At 38.7% G+C, this 13,400-nt stretch carries 8 protein-coding genes; 1 reads left to right on the forward strand and 7 read right to left on the reverse strand.

The features are described from left to right. Position 1: 1 nt before the first annotated feature. From rdrB to OM33_RS12555, 3 genes are read right to left on the reverse strand one after another with little or no spacing between them, the layout of a single operon-like run. Positions 2-2,608, reverse strand: coding sequence for an antiviral RADAR system adenosine deaminase RdrB (gene rdrB / locus OM33_RS12545; protein WP_052141000.1), 2,607 nt, complete (start codon positions 2,606-2,608; stop codon positions 2-4). A gap of 6 nt (positions 2,609-2,614) precedes the next feature. Next, complete coding sequence (gene rdrA / locus OM33_RS12550) at positions 2,615-5,272, reverse strand: antiviral RADAR system adenosine triphosphatase RdrA (protein WP_038642162.1); 2,658 nt, start codon at positions 5,270-5,272, stop codon at positions 2,615-2,617. Positions 5,273-5,274: 2 nt separating this feature from the next. Continuing rightward, entirely contained in the window at positions 5,275-5,850 is a 576-nt protein-coding gene (locus OM33_RS12555; RefSeq protein ID WP_038642164.1) for a hypothetical protein, read from the reverse strand. Between the two features lie 356 nt (positions 5,851-6,206). On the opposite strand from OM33_RS12555, the gene OM33_RS12560 reads away from it, so the two are divergent. Then, entirely contained in the window at positions 6,207-7,589 is a 1,383-nt protein-coding gene (locus OM33_RS12560) for an MBL fold metallo-hydrolase RNA specificity domain-containing protein (protein WP_038643359.1), read from the forward strand. A gap of 16 nt (positions 7,590-7,605) precedes the next feature. Here the strand turns inward: OM33_RS12560 and galU are convergent, their stop codons facing one another. From galU to OM33_RS12580, 4 genes are read right to left on the reverse strand one after another with little or no spacing between them, the layout of a single operon-like run. Further along, the gene (gene galU / locus OM33_RS12565) at positions 7,606-8,511 is read right to left on the reverse strand and encodes a UTP--glucose-1-phosphate uridylyltransferase GalU (RefSeq protein WP_038642166.1); all 906 of its coding nucleotides are present in this window, start codon (positions 8,509-8,511) and stop codon (positions 7,606-7,608) included. 2 nt (positions 8,512-8,513) lie between these two features. Continuing rightward, positions 8,514-10,262: a sugar phosphorylase gene (locus OM33_RS12570; RefSeq protein ID WP_038642168.1), complete on the reverse strand. Its 1,749-nt coding sequence runs from the start codon at positions 10,260-10,262 to the stop codon at positions 8,514-8,516. After that, positions 10,262-11,506: a glycosyltransferase family protein gene (locus OM33_RS12575; RefSeq protein ID WP_038642170.1), complete on the reverse strand. Its 1,245-nt coding sequence runs from the start codon at positions 11,504-11,506 to the stop codon at positions 10,262-10,264. The genes OM33_RS12570 and OM33_RS12575 overlap by 1 nt, the downstream gene beginning before the upstream one ends. Continuing rightward, a complete protein-coding gene (locus OM33_RS12580) occupies positions 11,499-13,307 on the reverse strand; it encodes an HAD-IIB family hydrolase (protein WP_052141001.1) in 1,809 nt (602 codons plus the stop codon). The genes OM33_RS12575 and OM33_RS12580 overlap by 8 nt, the downstream gene beginning before the upstream one ends. Positions 13,308-13,400 lie beyond the last annotated feature (93 nt).

A 13,400-nucleotide genomic window follows, 5' to 3' on the forward strand; every position in this document is an offset into this window, starting at 1 on the left:
ATTAATTAATCCAATTCAAATGATTTGATTTGAATATTTCGATACCTCTTTTTCTTATCCGCTCAATCCATTCTTCGGCTTTAATGACACCAACTTTATAGTGCTCTTGAGCTGCTTTTTGTAACACTCGGTGTTCATTCTGAATTGTGGTTGGCATAATTGCAGCATCATCAGTATTCACACAAACTACAATAGACCCTTTTCGTATTCCAAATCGATTGTATGTTCCGCCTTCTCTTAACCATTCTTGTTCTGGTGGGTCCCAACGATAAATTGGGTGCTCAAAATAATGTTTAAATCGTCCAATATAAATATTAGACGTTGGACAGGCCTCAATAATTATCCCTTTAGCTGCATACTGCTCCATCTGCATATCTTGAATTGCTTCATAAAGATCAAGTTCAAGTTTAGACACCGAGTCGTACAGACGCCCTTGCTCAATTGAAAAAGGTTCATCATCGAGTTTAGGACAACAACTAATTGAAACAGGAATTCTGCGCTTACTTATATATGAATCATTCCGATTTTCCACATTCAAATAACGTTGCCACAACGAATATGCAGCTCTTGAAGGCCTTGTACCATTATTTCGATCAAAGTCAATTATCCAATCAGTCATTGCTGGGTCTAATGTATCAACGTTAGGAACACCATCTTTTTGACTGGAGAAATTATAAGTACTAGGGCAGTTTCTCCTTAATTTCCATGCTTCAAACATATCTCTTGTAGAAACATTGCTAACTTGTATATCTTCATAAAGATGGGATCGCCAGAAATTAATTTTATCTTGTAGTAAAGGAATTACTCCAGCCAAAGATGGTGCTTTCAAGCTTACCTTAAGAGCTTTTTGGTAACACCATACTAGATTATCTAAGTGATCCCCGAGACTGACATATGCTGTATTTTGTCGTTTAGCCCATTGTTCTGGATTTACTCCTAGCGCTAATGCATGCCCAAGCCTATCACCTTGTTTAAATTCACAGAAAATTACGGCTTCATCTATAGATCTTAGTCCTGAAAGTAAATGACTGTAGTCTTCACCAGCATGCACTGTCAAAAAAGGCTTTTGAAAGCGTTTACCAAATAAACTCGCGCTAGGATGTTTAGAACTTCGAATTACTCGTAGGGCAGGTGCGAACATTTCAATTGGTAAATCATTCTCATTTCCAGCTACATCATAACCACGAACTGCTTTTCTTAAATCTATACATTTATCTGTGATTTCCACATCATTTGGTATTTGAATATCAGCAAAATGAACAGAATTATTAAGCTTTTGAAATGATAAAATCTGCTTTTTTAATGATTCCCTATACTCACTTAAATATTTATCTTCTTTTTTATCTTTTAATTTTAAGCTACGGGAAAAGTGAATAACAAAATGAATATTTTCGTTAATCGAGTGCTTGTAAGCTTTATGTAATAATTTACTTACCCTTGCACCGGTTAAATTATCATTGCTATTTAATAACATTCCAGGAGCAATGCGAAACTCTCTACATACGCTTGAATTCATATCAGTTTGCAAATTATCATTTCTATGGCTTGCTTGGTTGACTGAATCTCGAGAGTTTCTCGCGGAAAAACCAAAAAAAGTAACAAACTGTGAAAGACCAACGCCCCACACTACCATGTAGTTTCTCAGTATATTGCTAACACGAACAAATTGATCTATTGCTGTTTTGTTTTCGTTAGTTTGTTCTAACCACAATGTACCTAAGCAAAAAAGTAACCATTTAATATCGGACCGAACTGGTTTGCAATGTGCAGTCAAAAAAGCATGCTGACTAGGTGTTTTTGAATTTTGAGTCTTAAATAAAAAAGTATCGTTTTTTTCACTAACATTTATGGCTATATTAGCTTCTTGCTTTCGAGCTGGATCCTGATAATGAAAAATTTTTTCTATTAATTTGCTTGTTTTACATATAGATGAAACGCCCTCTTTGCCTAAATTAAAAGCTGAGTTCACCAAACTCCCCCCAAGTAAATAAACAGCTTTAGGTAATAGTTGCTTATCAAGTAAACCACTTTCGAACAGAGTATATTCTGGCCGTTTAGGCCATAAAGAGCCTTTTATTTCAGCACCGTACAAAGCAAAACTTATTAAAGAAGGGCCTGTATGGCCATGACCGCCGAGGTGAACATGGTTATCAGCAAATTCTTTATTTGAATTCAAATTCGAAAGGGCATGTGGGCACTGATTGTGTTCAATTGCAGCAATAATATCTGCACAACTCACATCATTAATGTTAAATAGTTCAACATAAGCTTGTGCAATAATCCAAGAACCATCAACTAAACTTAATAGTTCTAACCATTGCTCTAATTTATTTGCTTTAACCTCAAAATGATTACCTTGCCACTCTAAAAAACGAAAAGCTAAACGACTTAAAACATCATTTACTCGCAAGTTTTCATCAAATCCTCCAGCAAGAGTTAAATACCTTAAATCGTCATCACGCATTACACGGTCAATGTAAGGTTGATAGTCGACAATAAAATTAGGAAGGTTTCTATTTTCCTCATTAGGATGATTTAACCCTGTGATTCCCTTATCCCCTGCAAGAAAAGCTACCTCAGCTAATGACAAGTTATTGGCTAACAACATCCTAAATTAGCTCTTCTTTCTTAAATTAATTGTCAGCCATTTAATAAAGCAGAGATCCCTATCACCATTAAAGTCTCTAATTGTTGTATTCAGGGGATAATCTTTTGCTAAATTTTCGTCATAAAACGACTTAAATTCTATTGCTTCAACTTTTAATTCCTTGAGCTTTTTCCTCATATATTCATAATTAGTAAATTCTCTAATTGGTTCTAACTTACTATCTTTATTTATAAGTTTAGTAACTGCGGTTTTACTACTATTAGTATTTGAGCCAATTTTAAATAAGTTTAATATTAAATCTTCGTTACTATTATCTCTGATCAGAGTAAATATTGGGTGACTTTGCAATGCCTTAACAAACTTTTCCCCATAATCAAAACCAAATTGATTACCATTAAAACGCTCCATATTTTCAGAAGAACATGACTCGACTTGCTGCTCATAACGCTTCTTATTTGCAGACAATACTCTATCTGAACGTTCAAAGGCTTGAGAAGAGCGAATAGTTTCTTGAGTCCTAGTGATAGCTACACTAGCAGTAATAGCTGGCCCCTCAATCATTGCTGTATAAGCCGCATTAGCCAACATATATTCAAATCGTTTGATGTTGTCTGTTAAGTATTCATTCTCGAAAGACTCGTTACTTTCGAATCTAAAAGCATGGAGAGCTGTGAATGTTTTATTAAACATATATACGAATAATGGTATGAGATTGTTTGTATTTACATTTTCAAAGATGTGGTGATTTTCTTTTTTCCATATAAATATTTGCTTACTCAAATAAGCACTAACATTAGCAATAGGTAAAACTTGGTCTTTCTCTAAAATTTCATCATTGTCTCTATGGTCCTCGTCTTGAATAGCTTTAGTAGGAGCCATGTTAAAAATACTATAAAATGGTTTTCGCTTGAGAATCTGACTAAGCGAATACTTTGACTTATCATCACTCTCTTCTACCAGAAAAGAGTAGGTAATAATTTCAAATGCACGACTCATAAACACAAATCGATGACTAGAATCCAACTTACTATAAAAATCCCTTGACGTAAAAATACGAAGAATTGTGCTCAAAGATATTTTTTCATCCTCTGTTGCCCCTTCAAAAGTATTATCAACATTATTTTGAGTAATTCTTGTTTTGGTAGGGTTAATAAACTCTAATGGTGGAAGACTAGATAATGTTTTTTCTTTTTTATCAAATGCATACTCAACAAGTGCTTTACTGTCGGAATACCACCTTTGCTTATTGTTATTACTATTGTCAAGTGCATTAATCTGGGTTTGATAAAAACTCTTCTTTCCCCAAGCAGCAGTATATTTACTCGCAATTTGCGCCTTAGGATTAAAGCTTATCAGGTCAGAAATATTAAAAGAACTTAGATCACTTCTGTTTGTCAAAGTTAGGAAGCTTTCACAGTTAGTGTAAGCAAATCCATTTTGTTTCTGTTCTGCCCATGTTTGATACTTTTTCCAAAGCTTATAACTAAGACTTGGTTTGTTTTTAGCATCTTCTAGTTCTTCAGGTGATATTGCTCGAACTAGTTGAGTAAATTCACGAGCCGATTCTGGCTCTGGCCACTTGGAGATTACTTCTTCATTGATTGCCAATGGATAAAATTCTGCAAATAGATCTTTTTTATAGTCTGAATATGAAACAAGCTTCTCATTGTTCTTATGTGATTTATTAGACTTAACTTTTAAAGATAAAGTAGGAGCAATAAATTCAATAGGTAATAAAGAAATACGCATATTGTTAGGAAAAACTTTAGTTAGATATGCATCTGTCAACTCATGCGCAAGCTCTATACCTTTATTTTTTTGTTCAGTATCTCCCGAACGGTCTCGATATGCTTTTTCATCAAAATGATTGCTTACCATTTGTTCGTAAAGGCTATAATCACCACTTACAATTGGAATTATATAAGGACAGCCCAACAAACGCCTTACATCGTCGACAACTTCATATGCTCTTTCCAAAGCCATGTCTACATCGTCTATAGGAAGTACAAAAGCACTACAATCAATAATCTTAAGCGCTGATTCAATAAAGCCATGAAAATACTGTTCAATACTAATGCCGGACTTATACTGCATTATCTTATCAATACCACGACACCCCTCGAATTCTTCTTTTTTCCCAAGGGAATCTGCTAGTTTTTTAAGATAGTTATAAAAATAGTTTTTCTGTTCTTCTCGACTATCAATGGTAACATTTGCGCAACAACTATCTGTATTAAGTTTGTTTTCAACTTGTGTATAAATTTGTGCAATTACTACATTCGCAAAGTTGTCATGATCTACCAACATCGTCGGGTCAATCTCTGGCAAGAAACAGATTGATTTAAATAGAGATTTCTCATTATTATCACAATGTGCTTTCCACATTGCTGCACAATTACGTAAAAAAACGGTCTTACCAGTGCCACGTTTACCAGTAACCAATATAGAATTGTGTGATAACCAAGTTTTATTGGGATTTTTATTTCTATCTTCCCTATACTGCTCAGCATCTTTTAAAAATATTTCGAGCTTATCTACAAGTTTTTCTCTGGCCTCATATTGCCAAAATTGCAATTTTCCTTCAGTCCCATCAGATAGGCCTAAAGCGATAAAGTCATCTCGATATTCGTTATTTGTTAAATCTAATAAATAATTTGTAACCATAGTTATTTCCTAAAACCTTTTATCCAATTAAAGGTTCCTTCATTTGCGGCTATATAATCACCTACAATGTCTCTTTGAGTAGCGATACGATTTTCAACTTCTAAGTCAAAGAGCTTAACCAATGTATTTTCTTGTTCAGCTTTAATAGATTCATCATCTAAGGCGTTTTCTTCGTAATTTGATAAAACATATTCTCGTTCAATAATTTCGATACGTTCGCGCATTAAACGATTTCGACTCCACGCTCTTGTGAACCCTTTTAGTCGACTCCAAAAATAATTCACTAGAAACAAGCTCAAAGAAATAACCAAAAGGCAAGTAACTTCCAATCGAATATTCCAGTTTCCGATCAAATCATCTCCGAAAAGAAATGGTGAATAAATAACGCATGAAGTAACTATAATTATAAAAAGTAAGATTAATGAGATAGTTTCATTCCACTTTCTCAAACGCTCAAATTTAGTTTCACGCTTTCTATATGTTGCAAGATAAAATTGAATTTCAGCAATTACATAATCATCCGTATTTCTCTCTTTTTTGTGACGATTATCAACAATACGATTATTAGAATCAGACATTTAAAATCTCATTTATGTACAAATTTGAATGGAGAAGCATTAGGGAAAATGGCAAGCAAAGAAACACTTTTGAATTAGATGGGTCATCATTCATTGTTTAAAACAGTGTCTAAACTAAAACCGCTCCATGGTTACAATATACAAAAATGTAACAAAAACCCTTGATGAAAAACAAGTTTTTATTATCGTAACTTACTAATTTATAAATATGTTTCTAAAACTGGCACTTGTTTTAAATACTTTTTCATTATAAAAATATTAATAATAAAGAATACTCATAAATTACATATTACTTTCTATAACAATCGTGGTTATGCTTTAACTAAGTTAAATAAAAAGGAAGAAACAATATGGATATTGAAATTCTTCATCACGGGGCGGTTAATGGTGTTACCGGCTCATGCCACCAGCTAAAAATTGATGATGCTGCAAGTGTGATAATTGATTGTGGTTTGTTTCAGGAAGATGAGCAGCGAACTGGTGGCAATAATGCCCTTGCCATTGAGTTTAATATTGCAACTGTTACAGCGCTTATTGTTACCCATGTGCATATTGATCATGTTGGGCGCATCCCGTATTTACTTGCTGCGGGGTTTAAAGGGCCTATTTATTGCTCTAAGGCATCGGCGCAGTTGTTGCCATTAGTGATTGAAGATGCGCTTAAAATTGGTGTTACCCGTGATGAGTCACTTATTAATACGTTCTTAAAACTACTTAAAAAGCAAATTATTGCCCTTGATTTTAATTGTTGGCAGCCAATTACTTTGGCAAGTAAAACATCTCTGGCAAAGCTGCGTTTACAGCGCGCTGGGCATATTTTAGGTAGCAGTTATGTTGAGGTTGAACTAACCCAAGGCAAGCATAATCATCGTGTGGTTTTTAGTGGCGATTTAGGTGCACCTTACACACCGCTACTACCCTCGCCCAAACCCCCTTATCGTGCCGACACCTTAGTAATCGAATCAACCTACGGCAATAAAATACACCAAGGGCGAAAAACCCGCGCCAAAGTACTTAAACAGGTGATTGAAAAAGCGGTTGCCGACAATGGCGTGGTGATTATTCCAGCGTTTAGTATTGGCCGCACGCAAGAACTGTTATACGAACTAGAACAATTTATTTATCAAGAACGCAAGCACAACTCTGTTTGGCAATCGCTTAATGTGATTGTAGATTCGCCCATGGCGGCTAACTTTACTGCCCATTATTTGCAGTTTAAAGCTTTGTGGGATGATGAAGCCAAGCGCAAACTTAACGCCCATCGGCATCCGCTCGATTTCTCTCAGCTGATTACTGTCGATAGCCATAAAGAGCACCTCGCCATGGTCAGTGCCCTTGCCAATCATAAACAACCTGCCATTGTAATTGCCGCCAGCGGCATGTGCAGTGGTGGCCGCATTGTGAATTATTTAACCACGTTTTTACCCAACAAAACTGCCGATATTATATTTGTTGGCTACCAAGCCAGCGGCACGCCGGGGCGCGATATTCAACAATATGGCCCAAACAATGGCTATGTAATACTTAACCACGAAAAGGTCACGATTAACGCTGGCGTGCACACCATTAGTGGCTATTCAGCCCATGCCGACAAAAACGATTTACTCAATTTTGTAAAACGCATTAAGCGTAAGCCGCACACAATTAAAATTGTCCATGGCGATAACAGTGCCAAAAATGCTTTAAAACAAGCCTTTTTAGAACTATTACCCTCATGTAATGTTGTGATTGCCGAGTAAATATAACCCTTGTTACTTAATGCTTGTTCTCGGCCAATATGGTTTCGATATAATCGGTTAGCTCGCCTTTAAAATCAGCGCGTTGAATGGCGTATTCTATATTAGCTTTAATAAAGCCCAGTTTATTGCCGCAATCGTGGGTTTTGCCCACCAGCTGGTACGCCTCTAACCCTGTTTGGTCTAATAACGTATAAAGTGCATCGGTTAGCTGTATTTCATCGCCAGCACCCGGTGGGGTTTTGGCTAAAATTGGCCAAATACTTTCAGAAAGTACATAACGGCCTGTAATGGCAAGGTTTGAAGGGGCTTCTTCGCGTGGTGGTTTTTCTACCATGCCAATAATTTTAGCGGTTTCGCCTGCACACAGGGTTTGGTTGTCTAAATCAACCACACCGTAACTATGCACCTGTGCCATATCTACCGGGTTTACCATTATTTGGTTAACGCCTGTTTCGTTATAATTACTGACCATTTTTGCGAGGTTTTCTACGCCTAAGTCTGAGTGGTATTTATCAATAATGACATCGGGCAAAATGACTGCAAATGGCTCTTCGCCAATTACCGAACGCGCACATAAAATGGCATGACCTAGCCCTTTTGCCTCGGCTTGGCGCACCGAAATCATGGTAATGCCTTTAGGGTTAATGCTTTTAACTTCTTGCAGTAGCGAGCGTTTAACGCGCGATTCTAGCTGCGCCTCTAACTCAAAACTGGTATCAAAATGGTTTTCGATGGAGTTTTTACTGGCGTGGGTGACTAACACAATTTCTTTAATGCCCGCAGCGGCTGCTTCTTCTACCACATATTGAATAAGTGGTTTATCTACCAGTGTTAGCATTTCTTTTGGAATGGCTTTGGTTGCTGGCAGCATACGTGTGCCAAGGCCAGCAACGGGGATCACCGCTTTGGTTACTTTTTTCATTATTATTCTCCCGTGTTTTTATTGGTCAGCCAAATAGTTTGATATGGCAACAGCGCAAACTCGCTGTTTAAATCGGTAATGTGTTGGCCTGTAATTAAGTCGTGCCACTGTTCGGTTTCAATTAAGTTAAGCTCGTTTAAACGCAGTGAAAGTGGTTTGTTTGTAATATTCGCCACACAAAAAATACTTTGACTGCGATTCATGCATTGTCGCCATACACCAAACAGTTCTGGCCCGAGTTGCAACACAAATTGGGTGGCATTGGGGTGAAAAGCATTTTGCTGCTTTCTAATAGCTATTAATTTTTTTAAGCCTGCAAGCACCTTACTGTGATGACTATAAGGATTGGCAAGTTGCTCATTTAACAATTCGCTTTGCCAGCGGTGGCGGTTAATTGCACGGTTATGATGGGTGTTATTGTATTTCTCATAGTCGTTTTCGGTGCCAAGCAAACTATGAATATAAATACCGGGAATGCCTTCTAAGCTCATCATAATGCTGTGCGCGCAAATAAAGCGCTGGTACTGATGTTTATCTGGGCCATCAAGCGTACCTTTCAGCGCATCATACAAGGCAATGTTCATTTCGTAGGGTTTTTGGCTGCCATCTTCCCCAGTTCGCCACGAAATAAGCCCACCAAAACTTTGCATGGTGTTAACCATGGTTCCAATTTCGCTTTCGCTCAGTAAACCTTCGGCTGGCCTTAAGCCAATGCCATCGTGCGATGCAATAAAGTTAAAATAACAGGTACCATTTTGCGCAGGTGGCATGCGCATTAACCAGTGTTTTAGCGCCTGGCAATCGCCTGAAATCAAGCTGTAAATAAGCAATGGCGGCAATGAAAAGTTATAAATAGCATGGGCTTCGTTGGCATTGCCAAAATACGCTAGGTTTTGAATATTCGGTATGTTGGTTTCGGTAATTATTATGGCGTTTTCATTGGCGCATTCAATCAGCGTGCGTAATAGCCTTACAACCTCATGCGTTTGCGGCAAGTTAATGCAACTTGTGCCTATTTCTTTCCATAAAAAGGCAATGGCATCTAAGCGAAATATCAACACGCCTGCATCTAGGTATTGCTTAATAATACCCACAAAGGCAATAAGCACCTCTGGGTTTGAAAAGTCTAAATCGACTTGATCATGACTAAAGGTACACCACACAAACTGCTCACCTTGTTTGGTGGTTACTGGTTTTAATAAAGGTGATGTGCGCGGCCTAACCACTTTATCAAGCGGATCGTTTGGCGATGCGGTAAAAAAGTAATTGTGGCCTGTGCCCTCGCCTTTTATAAAGTTTTCAAACCAAATGGAACGCGCTGAGCAGTGGTTAATCACTAAATCAGCCATTAACTTGTAGCGCTCACTTATGGCGCTAATGTCTTGCCAATCACCCAGTGATTCATTCACGCTTGAATAATCCAGCACTGAAAAACCATCGTCTGAGCTGTACGGGAAAAACGGCAAAATATGTACGCCGCTTAATTCATTACTTAAATGGCTATCAATAAACTGTTTTAGGGTTACCAACGGCTTTTCACTCTCGTTTACTATGCTGTCACCATAGGTGATCATCACAATATCCGATTCATTCCAGCGATTTAAAAAAGGCGTTGGCCCTTGTGCATCATCGCTTAGCGCCATTTGGGTTATTAGCTTATCGGCAATGGCATCCACTGAGTCATTTAGTGTGACCCCTTCATAAATAACTTGCAGTTGCTTAAGCAGTTTTTCTTTTAATGGATAAGTCATCAGCTTACCTTTTTGCGCAGTTTTGCTGAAAATTCGAGGTAGTCTTCTTCTACCGCTTCTTCTAAGCGCGAAAGCACATCGGGCATGGCGCTAATTACACGGTTCCACGATGGAATGAACGGTGTTTCCATTGGTTTTTCTAAAAACGACTGCCCTGCCGCCATAATGTTTTTAGCAAACATTTCGACTGATTTTTCTTCGGTGTGAATATCCACTTTAAGGCCATTAATAATCGCATCGTTTTTGTACGTTTCGATGTAATCGAGCGCAATGCGGTAATAGGTGGCCTTTATGGTGCGCATGGTTTCGGTGTTTAAGGTGTAACCTTGGGTGGCGAGTTTTCTAAAAAACGCTTTGGTTATGTCTATCGACATTTTAGACAAACCACCTTCGCTATTATGAAGCGATAAGTCTTGATGCTTGTGGTCATAAACGTTGGCAATATCCACTTGGCATAAACGGTTGGCGGCATAGTTGCGTTGCATTTCAGACAGTACGCCAATCTCTAACCCCCAATCGCTGGGAATGCGAATATCGTTTAGCACGTCGCGCCTAAACGAAAATTCACCCGACAGCGAATAACGGTAGCTATCCATATAATCTAGGTAGTCGTTATGACCCATCACGCGTTTAAGGGCTTTTAACAGTGGTGTTACAAGCAAACGTGCCACGCGGCCATTGAGTTTGCCATCGGAATAGCGGGCGTAATAACCTTTACAAAATTCGTAGTTAAACTGCGGATGCGCTACGGGGTAAATTAAGCGGGCGAGTAAGCTGCGGTCGTAGGTTAAAATATCGCAATCGTGCAGCGCGATAGACTCTGCCTCTTTAGTGGCTAGCGCATACCCCATGCAATACCACACATTGCGACCTTTACCCATTTCGGTGGGTGCTACACCAAGCGCTTGTAATTCAGCGTCGAGCTGTTTTAATCGTGGGCCATCATTCCATAAAATTTGATGCGGCTGGCCTAAATATTTAAAGAACTCAATGGCTTTACAAAACTCATCTTCAGTTGCTCTGTCTAGGCCAATAATCACTTGCGATAAGTATGGCACCTCGCTGATATGCTCAACAATTTTAGGCAGCGCTTCGCCTTCAAGCTCGCTGTAAAGCGACGGTAAAATTAGCCCCATTGGCCGTGTTTTAGAAAACTCAATAAGCTCGTTTTCTAACTCTTCCACACCTCGATTAGTTAAGTTATGTAGAGTGGTTACAATGCCGTTTTGGTAAAAATCAGCCATAGTGTTTCTCCTTTAGAGGGTGGTTAATAATCGATTTGATACGCTCAATATGATGGTTATCAAGCTCACTGATTAGTTGCATCATCACTTCGTGCCAGCCTGTAGGCCCAGGCATGGTTGAACGCATAACGCCTTTTTCGCGCTCTAAATCAATAAATGGATGGGTCATGGATTTAATTTGAACGGCAATATCGGCTTGCTCAAGCATGGCGCTGTCGTTTTCACTGTCGCCCAATGCCACACTCAGCCAATCACCCGGCAGTTCGTGTTGTATTAAGTTAAATAACCAGTTAAGTGCTACACCTTTATTTTCTTCGCCACACACATGTAAAAAGCGCCCGCCTTCAATAATGGTTGCGCCGTTTTCGCGCATGCGTTTTATAAATGCCTTTTTCTGGCAAGCATCGCCTAACCATTGCAGCGGCTCTGAGTAATGACGGAGTTTGGCTTTTTCTGCGTCTTTTTCACTTAAGCCTGTAAGTATCGCAAGCTCGCTATTTGTCATTTGGGCAAAGCCCTGATAAAGGTGTGCAAAATCACTGGCGTGCTGTTTTAACTGACTTAACCAAAAGCTGCGGGGCTGACCAAATTCTTTAATGTAGAATTCGCCAAATTCAATCAAGCCTGTTGGCTCAATTAAATTAGCTTTTAGCCATTTTTTGGGTAGAAACACGGCGGCACCATTTTCCACAATAAACGGCGTGCCAAGTCCTAGCTGAGCGCGAATTGCGATAATTTCTTTATAGGTTTTGCTGGTGCAAGGGATAATAGGAAAGTCCAATTCGTGGCATAAAAACACGCTAACTTTTGCAGGCTGAAACTCATAGCTGTAATGATCAAGCAAGGTGCCGTCAAGATCGGTAAATACTGCGAGTTTTTCAGGAAAACAGAGCTGTTTAAAACGCCCTGTTACCTCAACTATTTTGCGTGTTTCATTAAGGTGCAAGGTGATGTCGGTGGTTTGGCTAAACTCAGCTAATCCAACACGGGTGAGTCTTTCAAAAAACAGCACAAAGCGCTCTATTTGTTGCTCACTCATAATTTTATTGGCTGGCAGTTTATCTTGTTGCAAACGCAGTTTGGCCTCTTGCTCTTTGCGCCACTGTGCCACTACATCAAAACTCGATGCTTTTAGCATAATCCAGCGGTCTACCCGCTTAAACACATTTTGGTAAGTGCCGTTAAGTTGATTATTAACATATTCTCGCCATGTACCGTTTTGGTCTTCTATTGCTTCAAGCGCATTTATCGGTGCTTTTAAAGCATCTTGTGGTTCTGCGTTAAGCCCTACGCACCACCCCTCTAAAATAATCACATCGGGGGCTGAACTCACTTTGGTCCATTTATCTGATGGGAATGGATTGTCAGTGGCTTTATTAAATCGGCGAATAAACAAAGGTCGCTTTAGCGTTTTTCGCGTAAGCTCTGCTAAGTCGTGCTCTAACTGCGTGATTTTGTGAGTACCCGGTACACCACGAGTATTCAAAAGTGGATGAACTTTTTCTGCAAGTGCCTCTCGCTCAGTGGCTGATAGGTAATAATCATCGAGTGAAATCGACACCACATTTAAGCCAAAATACATGCGTAAATATTGGTTTAAAAAGTCTGTAAGTGTGCTTTTGCCTGAACCTTGGCAGCCGTTTATGCCAATCACTAATGGCTGCTTTGTTCTATTTTGGTGCAGTGCAATTTGCTCTGCGATGGGTGCATACCAAGTTTTTATTGTTTTTTTAACTTCCTGAGAAAGCGAATGTTTTTCTATAAAATGAGAGAGAAACTTGGCAGATAGCGCTTGCACCATAATAATGCATCCTTAAAACGTTTTAATAAACTATCTATTAATAACTCAAGGAATGTGCCAAAGCATACCAACTAGCAATGTGACTTGCATAAT

Source organism: Pseudoalteromonas piratica, assembly GCF_000788395.1.
In the GTDB taxonomy this organism is placed as follows: Bacteria; Pseudomonadota; Gammaproteobacteria; order Enterobacterales; family Alteromonadaceae; genus Pseudoalteromonas; species Pseudoalteromonas piratica.

What these genes read in the sequence shown, in the direction of transcription:
- rdrB (WP_052141000.1), bottom strand. Translation starts at nt 2,608, where the DNA reads ATGTTGTTAGCCAATAACTTGTCATTAGCTGAGGTAGCTTTTCTTGCA.
- rdrA (WP_038642162.1), bottom strand. Translation starts at nt 5,272, where the DNA reads ATGGTTACAAATTATTTATTAGATTTAACAAATAACGAATATCGAGAT.
- OM33_RS12555 (WP_038642164.1), bottom strand. Translation starts at nt 5,850, where the DNA reads ATGTCTGATTCTAATAATCGTATTGTTGATAATCGTCACAAAAAAGAG.
- galU (WP_038642166.1), bottom strand. Translation starts at nt 8,511, where the DNA reads ATGAAAAAAGTAACCAAAGCGGTGATCCCCGTTGCTGGCCTTGGCACA.
- OM33_RS12570 (WP_038642168.1), bottom strand. Translation starts at nt 10,262, where the DNA reads ATGACTTATCCATTAAAAGAAAAACTGCTTAAGCAACTGCAAGTTATT.
- OM33_RS12575 (WP_038642170.1), bottom strand. Translation starts at nt 11,506, where the DNA reads ATGGCTGATTTTTACCAAAACGGCATTGTAACCACTCTACATAACTTA.
- OM33_RS12580 (WP_052141001.1), bottom strand. Translation starts at nt 13,307, where the DNA reads ATGGTGCAAGCGCTATCTGCCAAGTTTCTCTCTCATTTTATAGAAAAA.